The following is a 16,437-nucleotide window of genomic DNA, read 5'->3' as shown; positions in this document are numbered from 1 at the left end:
AATTCAACGGGGGTAAAGAAATCCTTATGGAATCGTCAGGGACTCCACAGGCGGCGTTTTACTTATCGCGGCCGGCCTCGTAGGCAGCGCCCACCTTGTAGAGGCGGTCATCCTCGAAAGCCGGAGCCATGGTCTGCAAACCGGTGGGCAGGTTGGTATCGCTGGCCAAACCGGAGGGCACAGACATGCCACACAGGCCGGCCAGGTTCAGCGGCAGGGTGCACAGGTCAAAGTTATACATTGCCATCGGATCCTCGGCCTTCTCCCCCAGCTTGAATGCGGTAGTCGGGGTGGTCGGGGAAACGAGCACGTCAACCTGCTCGAAGGCACGGGCAAAGTCCTGCGCAATGAGGGTACGCACGCGCTGCGCCTGCAAATAGTAAGCGTCGTAGTAGCCAACGGACAGCGCATAGGTACCCAGCATGATGCGGCGCTTGACCTCGGGGCCAAAGCCCTCCGCACGGGACTGGGACATGACCTGCTCCGCGGAGTGGGAGCCGTCATCGCCGGCACGCAGGCCGTAGCGCATGCCATCGAAACGTGCCAGGTTGGACGAGACCTCACACGGCATAATCAGGTAGTACGCCGCCAGGGCGTCGTCGAAGTGCGGGCAATCAACCTCAACGATTTCGGCACCCTGCTCGCGCAGCTGCTCGACGGCGGCGTGGTAATTCTCCATTACACCTTCCTGCCAGCCATCGCGTTCAAACTGCTTGATGAGGCCCACCTTGACGCCAGAGAGGTCACCCTTGGCGCCTTCGCGTGCGGCAGCGACAACCGGTGCTACCGGCTTATCCACGGAGGTCGCATCGAAGGCATCGTGGCCGGCGATGACCTCGTGCAAGAGCGCGGTATCCAGGACCGTGCGGCCACAGGGGCCGGCCTGATCCAGGGAAGATGCCGCAGCAATAAGGCCATAGCGAGACACGGTGCCGTAGGTTGGCTTTACACCCACAGTATTGGTCAGCGCGGCCGGCTGGCGGATGGAGCCGCCGGTATCGGTACCAATACCGAGTGGCGCTTGGCCGGAAGCGAGTGCAGCTGCGGTACCGCCGCCCGAGCCGCCCGGGGTGCGCTCGGTGTCATAAGGGTTATGAGCCGGACCAAAGGCAGAGTTCTCATTAGAAGAACCCATAGCAAACTCATCCAGGTTGGTCTTGCCCAGGATGGGAATTCCGGCCTCGCGCAGACGCTTGGTCACGGTGGCGTCGTAGGGAGAAACGTAGCCTTCCAGCATCTTGGACGCTGCGGTGGTCGGCGCATCGGTGGTAACGAGCAAATCCTTCAGCGCCAGGGGCACGCCTGCCAGACCAGAAGCAGGCTCTTCGCCGGCATCGAGGGCCTTATCCACGGCGTCGGCAGCCGCGAGGGCTTCTTCCGCCCCCACGTGCAGGAAGGAATTAAGCTCCTCATTGGTCTCTGCGATGCGATCCAGGAAGGCCTGAGTAACCTCGCGGGAGGTAATTTCGCGGGAGTGAATCTTTTCCGCCAACTCGGCGGCGGTCAGGGAGATCAAGCCCTCCGCAGGAACGGTCAGGTTAGACATTTATTCTCCTCCCAAAATCTGTGGCACAACGAAGCGCTCATCTTCTACGGCCGGCGCCTGATCCAAAGCCTGTTCTGCAGTAAGGGTGCGCACAATAACGTCCTCGCGCATCGGGGCGTCCACGGAGTGCGGGTGACTCATCGGCTCCACACCCTCGGTATCCACGTTTCCTACAGCGGAAACGGAATCAACAATTTCATCAATCTGCGTTGCAAACTGGGCTAGCTCTTCCTCACTGAGGGCCAGGCGGGAAAGCTTGGCGAGGTGGGCTACCTCATCACGCGAAATCTCAGACACGCGAACTCCATCCTTTATCTGCATAATCGACATGCGGGTGAAAAATATTCACACCATGCATGTACTATGTGAATTGCTAACGACCCATGGTACTGCACCTACCGAGACGGCTGCCGCGTCACCCCAAATTTGCGTTGCTTGAAGCCCGCATTGTGACGCACGTATCATGTTTGGGACTACAAGCTACCGAAAGCGTGCGAGACCATGTCCTTTTTGATCCGTGTACTGCTCCCCGATGCCCCTGGCAGCCTGGGCCAGCTTGCCGACGCCTTTGGACTCGTCGACGGCAATATCCAATCGGTCGATATCGTAGAAAACTTCCCCGATGGTACCGTTATGGATGACATCGTCATTGAGCTACCCCAAGGCGCCATGGCCGATGTGCTTATCACCGCCGCCTCCTCCGTCGACGGTGTGGAAATTGACTCCATCCGCCCGTTTAGCGGCCGGGTAGACCGCCGCGGCCAGATCGAGCTGCTCGCGCGCGTAGCTCATGCCACCAATGTCACTGCGGCCATGGAAGAGGTCGTCGCGGCTATCCCGAAGGCACTCACCTCCACCTGGTGCATCGTCATTGACAATAACGAGCCCATCCGCCGCCTAGCCTCCTCCAACGCCGCGCCGGAAGATGACGGCACCGTTCCCCACGACATTGAGGTGGAAAGCGCCCGCGTCCTCAACCCTGAGCGTGACGAGTGGGTGCCCGAAAGCTGGTCGCTGCTTGACTCCGCACTCGCCGCCGCCCCACTCGGCGATACCGGATTGGTCATCGCCATGGGCCGAACCGGCGGCCCTGACTACCTCGCCTCCGAGGTCGAGCACCTGGGCCACATCGGCACTATCTTGGGCAGCTTCCTGAAGTAACTGAAGCGAATTAGATTTCGCCGGTTTCCAGTAATTGCTGGAATTGCGCCTCGTTGAGAATCGGGATTTCTAGCTCACGAGCTTTATCCTCCTTCGAGCCAGCATTTTCGCCGGCAACGAGGTACGAAGTTTTCTTCGACACCGAACCGGTGGCCTTGCCGCCGCGAGAGACAATCGCTTCTTTCGCGGAATCCCTAGTGAAGTTTTCCAAGCTGCCGGTAACCACAATGGTCAAGCCCTCAAGGGTCTGCTCCTTGTGGTCCTCGGCCGCTACCTCCATGGCCACGCCCGCAGCAGCCCATTTGTCCACAATCGTGCGATGCCAATCCACCTCGAACCAATCGTGGAAGGATTGCGCGATGGTCATGCCGACGCCATCGACCTCTGCAAGCTCCTCCGTCTTCGCAGCGCGCAGCCTGTCCATGGATCCATAGCGGGAAGCAAGCGCCCGAGCCGCAATCGGGCCCACGTGTCGTATGGATAGCGAGACCAAAACGCGCCAAAAGTCGCGCCCCTTGACCTCCTCCAGGTTGCTCAGCAAGTTCTGCCCGGCCGTATTGACCTTGGCGTTGCCCTCCTTCTTGGAGCGCTTGTCTTTGGTGTCCTTCTTTGCGGTATAGACATCTGAGGCCAAGAGCTTTTCCGCGGTGAGCTCAAAAAGCTCCGATTCGTCAACGAGAATGCCGTTGTCGATCAGGTCCATCGCGCCCTTCTCGCCCAAAGCCTCAATATCCAGCGCCTTGCGGGAAGCCAAATACTCCAATCGTGCCGAGAGCTGCGCGGGGCACGACTGGGTATTGGGGCAACGCCAATCGGCATCGCCGTCCTTCTGCGGGGCCAGTTTCGTGCCGCACGCAGGACAGTTCTCTGGGAAGGTCCATTCATGCTCGCTACCATCGCGCTGCTCGCGCACCGGCCCGAGGACCTCCGGAATAATTTCGCCCGCCTTGCGGATAATGACGGTATCCCCAATGAGCACGCCCTTGCGCTTGACCTCGGATTGGTTGTGCAGGGTAGCCATCTCCACCGTAGATCCGGAAACGAAGACTGGCTCCATCACTGCGTACGGGGTTACTCGCCCGGTGCGACCAACACCCACCTCAATGTTTTTGAGCTTCGTGGTCACTTCCTCCGGCGGATACTTGTAGGCAATGGCCCAGCGCGGTGCGCGGGAAGTCGCACCCAGCGCTCGCTGCGACGCCAAATCATCCACCTTGACCACGAGACCATCCATTTCAAAGATGGCGTCGTGGCGGTGTTCTGCCCAGTGCGCCACCTCGTCCTGAACCTCTTTGGCCGAGTACACCTGCTTGGTATACGGGGAAACGGGCAGTCCCCAAGCCGCAATCGCCTTATAGGCATCGTGCTGTGAGCTGGGCGAGAATCCCTCGCGCGCACCCAAGCCGTGGCACACCATTTTCAGGCGGCGTTTTTTCACCTCGGCGGGATCCTTCATGCGAAGTCCACCGGCCGCGGCATTGCGCGGATTAGCAAATTTATCCTTGCCATCAGCCGCGCGTTCCTCATTGATCTCCTCGAAGTCCTCGGGGCGCATGTATACCTCGCCACGGATCTCGATAAGCTCCGGAACTGGGTATTCATCAGTCCCCGTCAGCTCGTGCGGAATATCCTCGATTACGCGTGCATTGGCAGTGATATCCTCGCCCACCGTGCCGTCGCCACGAGTCGCAGCGGTGGTCAAGCGCCCATCACGATAAACCAAGTCGATAGACAAGCCATCGATCTTGAGCTCGGTGAGGTAGGTCTTGGCCGGGGTTCTATCCAACCATTCCTGCATCTCGCCAGCGCTAAAAACATTGTCCAAGCTCATCATGCGCTCAAGGTGCTCAATATCTTCGCCGCTGCTCGGGGCAGCACCCACCTGCCGGGTGGGCGAATCAGGCACGGCAAGCTCTGGGTGCTCTTCTTCTAGCGCAAGAAGGCGCTGAAAGAGTGCATCGAAGTCGGCGTCGGGAATAGCCGGCTCACCGTTGTAGTACAGATTGCGGTGGCGGCGCACTTCCTGCGCGAGGTCGTTCCATTCACGGTGCAGATCAACTGGATTAGTCACGCTGCCCAAGTGTAGCTATCCCTCGTGTCGGGGCTAGCTACTAAGGTATGGATCATGAATTTCGACGCCTCCCGCATGCTCGCCTTCGACCTTGAGACAACCTCGGCCAACCCTAAAGAAGCTCGCATTGTTACCTCTGCCCTAGTCCGCATTGACGGCCGCGATGTGCAAAAAGTAGAGCACCTTGCCGATCCCGGAATCGAAATTCCGCAGGAAGCGACCAATGTCCACGGAATCACTACGGAAAAGGCTCGCGCCGAGGGCCGCCCGCACGAGGAGGTGCTGAAGGATACGGTCGAAGCAATTAAAGCCGCATGGGAGGATGGCCTGACGCTGATCGTCTACAACGCAGCATTTGATCTCACCGTCTTGCGCAGCCTGACCGGAGATTTTACGGTGACCGGACCGGTCTACGACCCCTACGTGATTGACCGTGTCAGCGATAAGTGGCGTAAAGGAAAGCGCACCCTTGGCGCCGTGTGCGAGCACTACGGTGTTGAGCTTGGCAATGCTCACGAAGCTACTGCCGACGCCCTCGCGGCCGCCCGCGTGGCCTGGAAGCAGGTTCGCCAGCACTACCCCAACCTGGCACAGATGGATGATAACGAGCTCATGGAGTTCCAAGCCGTCAAGTGGTACGAGGACCGCGTCGCCTTCAAGAAGTACTTGGAAGGCAAGGGCCGCGATGCCTCGGATGTCTCGACGGCGTGGCCGCTAATTTCTTAAACTCATTGCCAAAGTTCTAGAGTTTTGGAATTCTAGAACTATGGAATCTATAGAATCCCGAGTTTTAGCCCTCGAGAAGCGCGTCGCCAAGCTCGAAAATCCCACACCAACTCAGGCGGAAGCTCCCACAGGCGAGTCCACCATGTGGCTTGCGGACGCCCTCGAGCCTTCTGAAGAGCTTCCTGAAGGGTCCGTAACCTTTGGCGGCAACCTCACTATCGGTGAGAGTTCCTATATCTACCAATGGCAGCGGCCAACTGAAGCAGTTACACATGGCGACTGGTCCGACAACCTCGACCGCCTTGCCGCTTTGGCCCACCCGATTCGTGGCGACATCCTGCGCCGGCTCCTTACCGCACCGGTCAGCGCCACAGAACTTGTCGAAGAAGAAATCGTCACGTCTACCGGCACGGCCTATCACCACCTGAGCGCCCTCACTAGCGCGGGCTGGACCACCAAAACAGGCGGAAAATACTCACTTCGCCCTGCCCGAGTGATTCCCCTCCTGACCATCATTACCGCAAGCGAGGCTCACTAATGCGCAGAATAGCCCTCGCCGCCGTCGTAGCCGTGGTATCGGCCGCCTTCTTACTCATTGTTGGGCCCCAGCGAATCTCGATAGCCGATACCGCAACCGGAGATCCAGAACTCTCCACACACCTACGGGAACACTCGGAAGCTGGTTTCAACAACCTCACTGCCTTTACACTTGATCAGGGAAAAGCCACCTTCGCCGGACTCGGCGCCAATGAACACACCGAGGTAGAAATCGGTTCTGTCACTAAGATGTTCACCGGAGAAATTGCCCACCAACTGGCAGAAGAGGGAAAGATACACCTCGACACCACGATGGGTGAAGTCCTCGAGGTCGGTGACTCACCAGTCTCCGACGTAACAGTTCGGGAGCTACTCGATCACACCTCGGGTTTACCCAGACAGGCAAAAGCCATGACTTTCTCATCTGCTGTCTCTAGCATCACCGGTTCAAACCCGTACGCAGGTGTATCCACACAAGACATCGTAGATTCAGCAACCGAATCGGATCTTGCAGATCGTGGCACAGAATCCTATTCCAATTTGGGATACGCACTGCTCGGCCACGCCTTAGAAACGGCTGCCGATACGCCATACGAACAATTACTCCACGAGAGAATCCTAAAGCCCGCCGGAATGAAGGAAACCTACCTCATGACACCAGGTTCCGTCCCCGACGAAGCCCCTCGCGGACTCACAGCTGCAGGCCGAGAAGCTGAACCTTGGGAAATGGAAGGTTGCTCCGCCGCAGCGGGAGCTCTTCGGTCCACCGCTCATGACATGGCAGCTTTCGCTACATGGTTTATGGAAAATGGCGACACTAGCTATGGATGGCAAGAGAATGATGACGGCAAGAGCTTTTGGCACAACGGCGGCACCTACGGTTACTCCACAATGCTCATCATTGACCCGAAGGAAAATCGCGCTGCCTTCGCAAATAATGACTCACCAGCAGGAACTGAAGACCTCGCAGAAGCGCTTTTCGAGAGGATTTAGGAAACCACAATGCTCCTCACATTAATCCCCGCCGCTATTACCGCATCCGAGCTCTGGTCTGCATGGAAGACCCTAAAGAAGCCAGTTTCTTCCCCTTTGCTGGTTATAGACGCAATATTCACGATCGCCATCATTACTCTTGTCGGCATTGCAATGCCGTGGTACAGAGCAGTAGATTTTGGATGGTGGTACGCGATTGTAGTCACTGGCTCTCTTCATATCGGTGCCATCGTTTGGCGCCTAGGCTCTCTCCACAGTAAGAAACCTACAAAGTCTCCCAAATCTCCACTTCGAGCCGAAAGTCTCCCAAATCTCCGGCAAAACGGGTTACACTAGCCGCATGGACAACCCATTCCGCCCGACATTCGGCGCCCCTCCCCTGTTCTGGGTCGGACGCGGCATCGTGCTCGATAGTTTCCGCACTGCCCTCGATGGCTCGGCAGGCAATGCCTCCCGTTCCATGGTGCTAAGCGGCGCTAGGGGCATCGGCAAAACGGTCCTCATCAACGAGTTGGAAGACATTGCTGAAGCGCGCGGTTGGGTAACGCTACGCGCCTCTGGGCGCTCCACCATGGTGGAGGAACTGGTCAACACCACGATTCCGAGACTTCTCGAGCGGCTTTCGCCCAGCGATAAGAAGAAGGTCAGCCGCATCGGCATCGGCGGCGTAGGATCGATTGGCTTCGACCACCAGAAGGAAGACCGCTTCACCCCCACGTTGAATACTCGCCTACGCGAGCTTTCCTCCGAGCTGAAAGGCACCGGCATCCTGCTCACCATCGACGAGGTTCAAGACGCCGACGTCGAAGAGCTCACCACCATCGCCGTGGCCTACCAAGACTTGGTGCGCGATGAAATCGATATCGCCTTGGTGGCCGCTGGCCTGCCGCAGGGGGTCAACCACTTGCTGGACCTGCCCGGGGTAACCTTCCTGCGCCGGGCCCAGAAATTCGTGCTCGGCCCCTTATCGCCGGCCAATGCCGAGCGGGCGCTCGGACATACCGCCTCGGGCTCAGGGCTGGAGTTTAGCCACGAAGCGATTACGGACGCCGCCGCACTCACCCGCGGCTACCCTTACCTCGTGCAATTGGTCGGCTCACTGGCGTGGGAGCGCAGTCGCCGCAACCAAGAAGGCGGCATTTCCCAGCAGACAATCACCTCTATCGCCCCAGATGCAATATCGATCATGGGCGCGCAGGTGCACCAGCCTGCGACGCTAGCCCTGCCGCCGGCGCAGCGGGAGTTCCTGGAAGCGATGGCCGCAGTCGAAGTCGATGGCATCGCCGCCATCGCAGACATCGCGGGCCACATGGACCGGACGGTGCGCTCCTTATCGGCCACCCGCCAGCGGCTTATCGACGCCGACCTCATCGAACCCACCGCACATGGCAAGCTGCGCTACGTCATCCCCTATATGGGCGAATACTTCACCACCACGGATAGCCGCGGTCGCGTTGATTAAAGATCGCCGGCGTCGCGGATGAGGATTCCCGCCACCTCAGCGGCAAAAGAATAGCTGTACGCGGCCTTGTCCACCGGCCACGGGAAGATATCAACCTGCCCAGGAATTCGCTCCCGCGAAAGCCCCATGCGGTCAAAGTGCTGCGCGATAGCAATAGCCTCCGCGCGAGCATCGTGCCCTGCCACACCCAATCCAACGCGACCGCCGCCATCAATCCACTGCCCCAAGCCATCGAGATGCTCTGGCGAGGCTAGACCAGCGAAATCGAGCAGCACCGTTTTCGCTGCTACTTCCCATAGTGGCTCGCGAAGCCTTAAGTAATCCGCGCCAAACTCCGCAAGTGTCGCATTGACCTGGTCCGCGGGAACAGCCCTAATCGTATCGAAGTCGGTGGTGCCTGGAAGGGTGCCTGAAAGGACGTCGGCAAGCAGGGGCTCGTCCAGCTGCACTCGCACTTCTGCCCCAAAGCGCTGTGCCACCTGCGCCGTGTGTTCCTGAATTCCGGCCAATAAAGCACCACACAAGTCCCGGAAAGCGCCCGAATCAGTTATCGCGCGGTGCCCGTTTCCTAGCTCCACGGCGGCCGCCAAACTCCACGGGCCTACCGCTTGGACCTTGATGCGCGGGACTGACTCGCCCCACACCTCCTGAATCTCATCCAGATCCCGGCTCATCTGGTCGCCAATCCGATGGGAGATGAGCTGCGGCCGATCCCTGAGTACCCACGATCGTGGTCCGCGGTCAATGGAGACTGCTTCCAACAAGCCCGCTGTTCGCCCAATGGCCCCAGCGTGAATCCCGCGGTCCGGCAACTGCGGAAGGTGCGGAAGACCACCCGTCTCCCCCATCACGATGTCTGCCGCCTCACTCATGGAATAACCCAGCATGGGCCCTAAGCCAAAAGCGTCCATAATCACCTCGGCGCTAGTATTATTTTTCAGACTTATCTATTCGATACGCGACGTATCACTTGGAAAGGAACCTTACTATGGGCGTGGAAAAATACTCCGGCTGGACCTTCTACAACGAGTGCGAAATCCCTCAGGACATTTCCACCGTCTTGGCCGAACAGGAATATCCTGTCTGCGCCTTCAAGACCGTCCGTGATGCCGCCATATTTACCAATAGGCGCCTCATCATCCGCGACGCGCAAGGCCTTACAGGCAAAAAGGTGGAGATGTACTCCCTGCCCTATTCCTCCATCACCATGTGGTCCACGGAAAACGCCGGAAAGCTCCTTGACTTCAATGCCGAACTGCAGCTGTGGACCAAGGCCGGCGAATTCAAAATCAATATTGGACCCAATATCGATGTCCGAGCGCTAGATCGGCTCATCGCCAACTGCGTGCTTAATTAGTTCCGCAGATGGTGCCGGAGCCGATGACGATGTCTCCCAGCTCGTCCGGCGAAGGCAAGTACAGCACCGCCGCTTGGCCGCGGGCAACACCAGATAGCGACTCCTTGAGTTCGAGGCGCATTTCGTCCGCCTCGCGATCAACGTGGGCGGTACAGGGCACCACGGAGCCGTGTGCGCGCACCTGAACCTCGCATTCGAAATCCCCATCCATGCCTGGGTGGAGGTACTTCAGGCGATCGGCCTGGATAGAGGTCACGGCCAGGTCCTCGCGGGCACCGACGGTAACCGTGCCGGTAACAGCATCAATATCGGTGACGTAGCGAGGGCGACCGTCGGCAGCCGGCGCCTTAATGTCCAAGCCCTTACGCTGGCCGATGGTGTAGTTCCACGCGCCATCGTGCTCCTTGAGCTCCGTACCCTCTTGGTCCACGATCATGCCGGGGCGCAGCCCAATGCGTGCGCCCAAAAAGGCCTGCGTATTGCCGTCTGGAATGAAACAGATGTCATAGGAATCCGGCTTCTTCGCGGTGGAAAAACCGTGCGCGGCAGCCTCTTCACGGATCTGCGGCTTGGGGGTATCGCCGATGGGGAAAAAGCAGTGCTCCAACTCCTCGGCCGAAATCACGCCGAGCACATAAGACTGATCCTTCTTCTCATCCAAGGAGCGGCGCATATAGCCATCCTTGTCGATGGTGGCGTAGTGGCCCGTCGCAACCGCATCGAAACCGAGTGCCATGCCCTTTTGCAGCAGCGCCCGGAACTTTATCTTCTCGTTGCAGCGCAGGCAGGGATTGGGCGTCTCGCCGCGGGCGTAGGAATCCACGAAGTCCGTGATGACCTCTTCTTTGAATTCTTCCGAAAAGTCCCAGACATAAAAGGGAATGCCCAGCTTATCGCAGATGCGGCGGGCATCGGCCGAATCCTCCAATGAGCAGCATCCGCGGGCTTTTTCCCTGGTCTGCTGCGCGTCTTTGTGCAGGGCGAGGTGAACGCCAATCACCTCGTGGCCGGCTTCTACTGCACGCGCGGCGGCAACCGATGAGTCCACGCCGCCGGACATGGCAACCAATACTCGCATTGTGCTCCCCATTTCACCTTGACTACAGGCCCGAAAGTCTACTCCCTAGCCCCAACGCGGTTTAAATCGAATCCATTCCCTAAGCTTGTGTGACATGGGCAGAAAGCGAGCTTCCACTGATCCGGGAATTACCGGCACCTACGATATTTCTACCGGCACAGCCGAGGTTGTGCCGGATGAGTTTCGCGACGGCGCCTATATTCTCAACGTTAATGGCGTGCCGAGCAGCCACATTGTGCTCGGTGAGCCGGAGGAGCTGGAGTTTGAGTATATGCGCTGGATTGCGGCAGCGGTAGAGCACCTCAATTCTCGGCCCGCGAATAAGCTTCGCGTGACCCATCTAGGCGGCGCGGGATGCTCCCTTCCGCGCTACTTCGCCAGCAAGCTTCCAGGCAGCCGCCACACGGTGGTCGAACTCGACACCAAGTTGGGCGAGTTGGTGCGTACGCTTTTCGACGTCCCCCGTTCCCCCACCGTCAAAATCCGTGCCGGCGAGGCCCGCACAGAAACCGAGGGGTTCCTTTCGTCCAGCCGCGACATCATCATCCGCGATGTCTTTGCTGGCGACAAGACACCAGCCAACCTCACCACCGTGGAATTCTTTCAAGCTGCAAAGCAGTCGCTGGCGCCGGGTGGTCTCTACGTAGCCAACTGCGGCGACCATTCCGATCTACAGCTGGCAAAGAGCGAGCTGGCGGGCCTCGATCGAGTATTTGACCACCTCGCCGTCATCGCGGACCCACCGATGCTCAAGGGGCGGCGCTACGGGAACATCATCCTGGTAGCCTCAGATACAGAAATGCCAGCCGAGGGCTCCGTCGAAGCCGCCCAGCTGGCAAAGACACTCCTTGGCGGGGCCGTGCCCGCCCATTACAAAGACGAGGCCTGGACCCGCGCGTTTTTCACCGGTGCTACTGCAGTACGCGATTAAGCAGCGTAGCCACCTGACCCGCATCAAAATCGGGTACGTCAGCGCCGGCGTTCTTGGCGGCATTCTTAGCTTCCGATACCTCCGACTCGGAGACGTTGCCTGACTTAACGTTGTTCACGTGACCGGCATTGTCCAGCAGGATAGCTAGGTCACTGACGGAGAAGTTGCCCTTGGCCATATCACCCAGGTCCTCCACTGGAAGGGCATCCTTGTCTTGCAGGGTCTTTACGAAGGCAGCCAAGCCCTCCGCTGCTTCGGGATCGAGGCCGGACTTTTCGGCGGCGTCGGCAAGCTGCGGAATCGCAATCAGCCCCGCCGCCAGGGCCAAAATAGCGCCGATGAGCGGCGTACTATCGGAGCTCAAGTCAAGCCCATCGCTCACAACCAGCTGCTCTAGCGCGCCGCCGACGTCAACGTAATTGCCGTCGCTAAAAGACCGCAGCTGCTGCTTGGAACCATTAAACAGGTTCATGTCAACATCGGTAGAAATGCCTGCTACCTTGCCAGAACCAGAACGCTGCCAGAAAGATAGCTCGTTCCATCCGCCCACCGCTTCAGGCGCCTGGTCCTGATAGGCCGCGAGCCACAGTGGCATATCCGAGAACTTCTGGGAGTTATTCATCTGCCCCATCCAGAAGTACTTGTAAGTGTAAATCATTGGCGTGCGTCCAGTAAGACGCTTGAGCTCGCTAGTAAATTCTTCAATCCACTGCTCCAGCTGTGCCGCAGACTTCCCTTCCGTCACCTCGATATCAAGTGCAGGAGGCAATGTCTGATTCGGGGCAAGGGCGATCTGCGCGGCAAAGTTCGCTGCTTGAGTCTTGGCGTCGCCAGCCGGACGTGCGTAGTGGTATGCACCGGTCTTGAGTCCAGCAGCATTAGCCGCCTGAATATCCTGTACGTAGTGGGGGTTTACCCAATCCCCGCCTTCGGTAGCCTTCACAAATGCAAAGGACTGTCCGTCGGAACGCACTTTAGACCAATCGATGGGCGTACCGCCCGGATGCTGGTGCGCCGCCACGTCAATGCCCTTAGGTGCACCAAAGCTCACCGCCTGGGCAATGGCGGTACCACTTACAGCTAGTGCAGCCACGGTGACTACCGCAGTAATGCTCTTTCGGAGTGCTTTCTTTGAAGTCATGCGCGTGAGTTTAGCAACGCCTTCACTTCTGTCACACCTTTAACACGCAACACTTGAGATATTTTTCTTTACTTCCGTTTCCCCCTTCTGGGAATACAACCTTTTAGAACACATATTTGCCCATAACCCTTGCGGGGCGGCAGGGCACGGCTTAAAATAAACACCATGAAATTACGCACACTAGTTCTACTATTCGGGGGATTTAATCTTGGACGCCTACTACATAGTCAATGACCCCAACGATCCGATAGCAGTAAAAGCCACAGAAATCAGGAAACAAGAATACCTATTCTGGAGAGAGGTCAAGCCAGATCTAGAAGACGATTTCGATATCTCCTGCCACACACTTTCTGCTCGGACGGGCTTAAGCGAGCGGCGCACGCGGGACATAACCATGGCCCTTTATCGACTCGCAGAGCTACCACTCACAAAGGCGCTCCAGGAAACCTATTACTTCCTGGATTTCTCTCGTCTTATTACTATCGACGCCGTGCTTAGCAAGCTGGGCGACATCCCGACCGAAATTCTCGAGCGGATAGATCAAGAGCTTGCGCGTTACCTGACCCCTACCAAGCCCGGCCAGGTACTGCCTTCGAATACGAATTTGCGGCGAAAACTAAATGGCCTCATCGCTGTAGAGGACCCACACCCCAATGAAGATAGAGAGCCTGATGCAGGGAACGACTCCTATTTCACCTACCACAGTTTCGGTGGGAAGGCCGGGCTAGCAGTGGAATTCGATGAAGTTACCATGCTAGCCATCGATGAACACGTTAGTAAGGCAGCCGAAGAGCATAACCTCACGAAAGCTGAAGCCCTAGCCAAGTTGATTCTGGGCGAAATTGAGTCGCGGGCCAAAGTGGTTCTTCATATGTACCGAGCCCACGACCAGGAGGCTGCTCCCGCATTTATCCGGGGATTCGGATGGGTAAGCCCTGAGACCGCTGACAGTCTGCGTCCCACCCAGACGCGGGATATGGACCTTGCAAAAAGGATGGAAAGCGAAAGCTACGTTACTCCCCCGCTCATTGGCGCCTACGTGGAAGGCCGCGATGGCGTGTGCCGCTGGCCAGGTTGTAATCGCCCGGCAGAGAACTGCCAAAAGGACCACCGAATTGACCATGCACAGGGAGGAAAAACGGCGGGAAGCAACTTGGCCTCACTGTGCCAGCACCATCACAACATCAAGACTGATGGTGGCGCCTTCTACATCATGGATCCACATACTGGAGACATAGTATGGCTCTTTGACGATGGCCGCTGGGAATACGATGAGCCCCAAGGACCGCTAGCGCCCAGGAACAAGAACTGGGCGCTAACGGTAGGCCAAGCTATCGCCGCCCGGCGAGCTGCGGCGAAAGAAAGGAATGATAGCTAGACGGAACGGGCTCGGGAAATAACCTCCGGAAGATGAGCCAAGACGTAGTCAACATCCTCTTCCGAAGTAAGCCTGCCGAGAGTAAAACGCAGGGAACCGATTCCTTCCGCCTCACTTACGCCCATTGCCTCGAGGACATGAGACATGCGGTTTACGCCAGCGCTGCAAGCACTGCCGGTAGAGGCCTCGATCTGCAAGGAATCCAGCAGCATGATGAGGCTATCGCCATCAGCACCGGGAAATGAGACGTGCAGGTGGGAAGGCAAGCACGGCTCGGCAGAGTTGACCACTACGTCGTCGATGGTGGCGAGAATTCCGTCGCGCAGCTTATTGCGGAGAGCAGCAATTCGCTCACCCTGGGAGGCGATTTCGGAGACGGATTCCTCCAACGCCGCAGCTAGACCGGAAGCGCCCGCCACGTCCACGGTGCCAGGGCGGATGCCCCGTTCTTGGCCGCCACCGTAGGCAATCGGCTGGGGCGCGGGGCTCCGCTTGGCCAAAAGCAGACCGATGCCGCGGGGGCCGCCGAACTTGTGGGCGCTGGCGGCGAGGCTGGCGATCCCTAGATCAGAAAAATTGATGGGAACTTTGCCCACGGCCTGCACCGCATCCACGTGCACGGGTGTGCCTGTCGCATTCGCTCGGGCTGCGATCTCTTCGATGGGCTGAATGGCGCCGGTTTCGTTGTTGGCCCACATGCAGGTAGCGACGTCGGCAAGCGTGTCTAGGGCCGACAGATCTGCGATGTGCCCGGAACGGTCGACGGGAAGGATATCGACGGCCGCTCCGGTTTTCTCCAGCTTAGAGACGGTATCGCGCACGGCCGGGTGCTCAATGTCGGTAGAAATAATGCGGTTTGTTTGCCCAGCCGCGTAGAGACCCTGAATGGCGATATTGTCCGCCTCGGTGCCAGAAGAGGTAAAGATGACCTCGATTGGCTCGCAGCCGAGGAGGGAAGCCGCCTTTTCACGGGCATCATCCAGCACGGACCGAGCCTTGCGGCCAGAACCATACTGCGCGCCGGAGTTGAGGGAGCCGGCCGCCGCCACCCACGCGTCAATCGCGCTCTGGCGCATCGGCTGGGTAGCGGCATAGTCAAAATAGTGCGGCATTACTGGCGCGCCTTCAGTTCCTCGGTCAGGGCTGGTGCGATTTCATGCAGGTCGCCCACGACGCCGAGATCAGCGATCTGGAAGAACGGCTCATCCTGGTCTTGGTTGACCACCACAATGGTGCCGGAAGTCTGCATGCCAGAGGTGTGCTGGATAGCGCCAGAGATACCCAAGCCGATGTAGAGGTCGGGCGAGACGGTAACACCGGTCTGGCCGATCTGATAGGCGGCGTCATAAAAGCCTTCATCGACGGCGTCGCGGGTGGCGCCGACTGCGGCTCCGAGGGCGTCGGCAAGCGGCTCGACAACGGCGCCGAACTCGTCGCCCACTCCTCGGCCGCCGGCGACGACTGCCTTGGCCTCGGTAATTTCTGGACGTGCGGACTTCTGTGCCGGGGTAAAGGAAGTTACCTTGACGTCTTTGCCCGTGGCGGCCGGCAACGGCATCGGCGCCGGCTGCGCCTCCACCTGCTGTGGTGCAGCCTCAACCGCACCCGGTCGAAGGGTGTAGATCGGGCACTGGCCAGCGGCGGTAGAGGTGGTCTCATAGGAACCACCGAAAATGCTCATCTGGGCGGAGCCATCGGCGGCGATGCCACTAACATTGACCAGTGCGCCAGAGGCGAGGCGAGCTGCAAGTCGGCCGGCAATCTCGTTATTGGCCGGAGTTGCGGCCAGCACAATGGGCGCTGGGTTCGCAGCGCCGAGAGCATGCAGGGCATCAACCTCCGGGGTAAGGAAACGCTGGTCATAATCCTCGGCCGTTGCCTGAACCACCTGTGCGGCACCGAGGGCGGCAAGGTCGGCATCGAACTTATCGGCCTGCTTGCCGACGACCACTGCGGACACCGTACCCAATTCCCGCGCGGCCGTAATCAGCTCGCCGGTAACGGGAAGGAGGTTGTCCGCGTCGTGCTCAACTAGTACGTAAACGTGCGACATATC

General features: G+C 58.7%; 16 protein-coding genes. 8 read left to right on the top strand and 8 right to left on the bottom strand.

Annotation, left to right across the window (positions count from 1 at the left end):
- Positions 1–58: 58 nt before the first annotated feature.
- Together gatA and gatC are read right to left on the bottom strand one after the other, a co-directional pair.
- Positions 59–1,546 carry an Asp-tRNA(Asn)/Glu-tRNA(Gln) amidotransferase subunit GatA gene (gene gatA, locus ACKFRX_RS05870; RefSeq protein WP_408918933.1) on the bottom strand — a complete coding sequence of 496 codons (1,488 nt, stop codon included), beginning with the start codon at positions 1,544–1,546 and terminating at the stop codon, positions 59–61.
- Positions 1,547–1,867, bottom strand: a complete 321-nt coding sequence (gatC, locus tag ACKFRX_RS05865) for an Asp-tRNA(Asn)/Glu-tRNA(Gln) amidotransferase subunit GatC (RefSeq protein WP_218840749.1) — start codon at positions 1,865–1,867, stop codon at positions 1,547–1,549.
- A gap of 180 nt (positions 1,868–2,047) precedes the next feature.
- On the opposite strand from gatC, the gene ACKFRX_RS05860 reads away from it, so the two are divergent.
- Positions 2,048–2,707 carry an amino acid-binding ACT domain protein gene (locus ACKFRX_RS05860; RefSeq protein WP_408918934.1) on the top strand — a complete coding sequence of 220 codons (660 nt, stop codon included), beginning with the start codon at positions 2,048–2,050 and terminating at the stop codon, positions 2,705–2,707.
- A 10-nt stretch (positions 2,708–2,717) separates the two neighbouring features.
- Here the strand turns inward: ACKFRX_RS05860 and ligA are convergent, their stop codons facing one another.
- On the bottom strand, positions 2,718–4,787 hold the full coding sequence (gene ligA, locus ACKFRX_RS05855; RefSeq protein ID WP_408918935.1) for an NAD-dependent DNA ligase LigA: 2,070 nt from the start codon (positions 4,785–4,787) through the stop codon (positions 2,718–2,720).
- A 45-nt stretch (positions 4,788–4,832) separates the two neighbouring features.
- Here ligA and ACKFRX_RS05850 point away from each other — a divergent pair, with 45 nt between their 5' ends.
- The 4 genes from ACKFRX_RS05850 to ACKFRX_RS05835 all read left to right on the top strand — a co-directional run bounded on the left by ACKFRX_RS05850 (position 4,833) and on the right by ACKFRX_RS05835 (position 8,496).
- Positions 4,833–5,504 carry a 3'-5' exonuclease gene (locus ACKFRX_RS05850; RefSeq protein WP_005327677.1) on the top strand — a complete coding sequence of 224 codons (672 nt, stop codon included), beginning with the start codon at positions 4,833–4,835 and terminating at the stop codon, positions 5,502–5,504.
- A 40-nt stretch (positions 5,505–5,544) separates the two neighbouring features.
- Complete coding sequence (locus tag ACKFRX_RS05845; RefSeq protein ID WP_408918936.1) at positions 5,545–6,042, top strand: ArsR/SmtB family transcription factor; 498 nt, start codon at positions 5,545–5,547, stop codon at positions 6,040–6,042.
- Entirely contained in the window at positions 6,042–7,034 is a 993-nt protein-coding gene (locus ACKFRX_RS05840; RefSeq protein WP_408918937.1) for a serine hydrolase domain-containing protein, read from the top strand. Before ACKFRX_RS05845 ends, ACKFRX_RS05840 begins: the two co-directional genes overlap by 1 nt.
- A 340-nt stretch (positions 7,035–7,374) precedes the next feature.
- Entirely contained in the window at positions 7,375–8,496 is a 1,122-nt protein-coding gene (locus ACKFRX_RS05835; RefSeq protein WP_408928257.1) for an AAA family ATPase, read from the top strand.
- On the opposite strand, the gene ACKFRX_RS05830 is transcribed toward ACKFRX_RS05835, so the two are convergent.
- Positions 8,493–9,407 (bottom strand): methionine synthase, encoded by a 915-nt coding sequence (locus ACKFRX_RS05830; RefSeq protein ID WP_408918939.1) that lies wholly within the window; start codon positions 9,405–9,407, stop codon positions 8,493–8,495. The genes ACKFRX_RS05835 and ACKFRX_RS05830 overlap by 4 nt on opposite strands.
- Before the next feature lie 77 nt (positions 9,408–9,484).
- Between ACKFRX_RS05830 and ACKFRX_RS05825 the strand changes: the two genes are divergently transcribed.
- Positions 9,485–9,853 (top strand): PH domain-containing protein, encoded by a 369-nt coding sequence (locus ACKFRX_RS05825; RefSeq protein WP_408918940.1) that lies wholly within the window; start codon positions 9,485–9,487, stop codon positions 9,851–9,853.
- Here ACKFRX_RS05825 and mnmA read toward each other — a convergent pair.
- Positions 9,846–10,931 carry a tRNA 2-thiouridine(34) synthase MnmA gene (gene mnmA, locus ACKFRX_RS05820; RefSeq protein WP_040425032.1) on the bottom strand — a complete coding sequence of 362 codons (1,086 nt, stop codon included), beginning with the start codon at positions 10,929–10,931 and terminating at the stop codon, positions 9,846–9,848. The two genes, ACKFRX_RS05825 and mnmA, sit on opposite strands and share 8 nt — an antisense overlap.
- Positions 10,932–11,025: 94 nt before the next feature.
- Here mnmA and ACKFRX_RS05815 point away from each other — a divergent pair, with 94 nt between their 5' ends.
- Positions 11,026–11,862: a spermidine synthase gene (locus ACKFRX_RS05815; protein WP_179386397.1), complete on the top strand. Its 837-nt coding sequence runs from the start codon at positions 11,026–11,028 to the stop codon at positions 11,860–11,862.
- Here the strand turns inward: ACKFRX_RS05815 and ACKFRX_RS05810 are convergent.
- Positions 11,843–13,003: a glycoside hydrolase family 25 protein gene (locus tag ACKFRX_RS05810; RefSeq protein ID WP_179386396.1), complete on the bottom strand. Its 1,161-nt coding sequence runs from the start codon at positions 13,001–13,003 to the stop codon at positions 11,843–11,845. The genes ACKFRX_RS05815 and ACKFRX_RS05810 overlap by 20 nt on opposite strands.
- Before the next feature lie 208 nt (positions 13,004–13,211).
- Between ACKFRX_RS05810 and ACKFRX_RS05805 the strand changes: the two genes are divergently transcribed.
- Positions 13,212–14,381, top strand: a complete 1,170-nt coding sequence (locus tag ACKFRX_RS05805; RefSeq protein ID WP_316127458.1) for an HNH endonuclease signature motif containing protein — start codon at positions 13,212–13,214, stop codon at positions 14,379–14,381.
- On the opposite strand, the gene ACKFRX_RS05800 is transcribed toward ACKFRX_RS05805, so the two are convergent.
- On the bottom strand, positions 14,378–15,493 hold the full coding sequence (locus ACKFRX_RS05800; protein WP_408928256.1) for a cysteine desulfurase family protein: 1,116 nt from the start codon (positions 15,491–15,493) through the stop codon (positions 14,378–14,380). The genes ACKFRX_RS05805 and ACKFRX_RS05800 overlap by 4 nt on opposite strands.
- Positions 15,493–16,434 (bottom strand): electron transfer flavoprotein subunit alpha/FixB family protein, encoded by a 942-nt coding sequence (locus ACKFRX_RS05795; protein WP_408928255.1) that lies wholly within the window; start codon positions 16,432–16,434, stop codon positions 15,493–15,495. The genes ACKFRX_RS05800 and ACKFRX_RS05795 overlap by 1 nt, the downstream gene beginning before the upstream one ends.
- Positions 16,435–16,437: the final 3 nt, after the last annotated feature.

Source organism: Corynebacterium tuberculostearicum, from assembly GCF_046097465.1.
In the GTDB taxonomy this organism is placed as follows: Bacteria; Actinomycetota; Actinomycetes; order Mycobacteriales; family Mycobacteriaceae; genus Corynebacterium; species Corynebacterium tuberculostearicum_I.
Note: the sequence above shows the minus strand (reverse complement) of the source record. Positions and strands in the feature narration are given on the sequence as shown.

Bases quoted from the DNA above. Each gene is read 5' to 3' on its own strand.
- gatA (WP_408918933.1), bottom strand. From the start codon at position 1,546: ATGTCTAACCTGACCGTTCCTGCGGAGGGCTTGATCTCCCTGACCGCC.
- gatC (WP_218840749.1), bottom strand. From the start codon at position 1,867: ATGCAGATAAAGGATGGAGTTCGCGTGTCTGAGATTTCGCGTGATGAG.
- ACKFRX_RS05860 (WP_408918934.1), top strand. From the start codon at position 2,048: ATGTCCTTTTTGATCCGTGTACTGCTCCCCGATGCCCCTGGCAGCCTG.
- ACKFRX_RS05850 (WP_005327677.1), top strand. From the start codon at position 4,833: ATGAATTTCGACGCCTCCCGCATGCTCGCCTTCGACCTTGAGACAACC.
- ACKFRX_RS05845 (WP_408918936.1), top strand. From the start codon at position 5,545: ATGGAATCTATAGAATCCCGAGTTTTAGCCCTCGAGAAGCGCGTCGCC.
- ACKFRX_RS05840 (WP_408918937.1), top strand. From the start codon at position 6,042: ATGCGCAGAATAGCCCTCGCCGCCGTCGTAGCCGTGGTATCGGCCGCC.
- ACKFRX_RS05835 (WP_408928257.1), top strand. From the start codon at position 7,375: ATGGACAACCCATTCCGCCCGACATTCGGCGCCCCTCCCCTGTTCTGG.
- ACKFRX_RS05830 (WP_408918939.1), bottom strand. From the start codon at position 9,407: ATGGACGCTTTTGGCTTAGGGCCCATGCTGGGTTATTCCATGAGTGAG.
- ACKFRX_RS05825 (WP_408918940.1), top strand. From the start codon at position 9,485: ATGGGCGTGGAAAAATACTCCGGCTGGACCTTCTACAACGAGTGCGAA.
- mnmA (WP_040425032.1), bottom strand. From the start codon at position 10,931: ATGCGAGTATTGGTTGCCATGTCCGGCGGCGTGGACTCATCGGTTGCC.
- ACKFRX_RS05815 (WP_179386397.1), top strand. From the start codon at position 11,026: ATGGGCAGAAAGCGAGCTTCCACTGATCCGGGAATTACCGGCACCTAC.
- ACKFRX_RS05810 (WP_179386396.1), bottom strand. From the start codon at position 13,003: ATGACTTCAAAGAAAGCACTCCGAAAGAGCATTACTGCGGTAGTCACC.
- ACKFRX_RS05800 (WP_408928256.1), bottom strand. From the start codon at position 15,493: ATGCCGCACTATTTTGACTATGCCGCTACCCAGCCGATGCGCCAGAGC.
- ACKFRX_RS05795 (WP_408928255.1), bottom strand. From the start codon at position 16,434: ATGTCGCACGTTTACGTACTAGTTGAGCACGACGCGGACAACCTCCTT.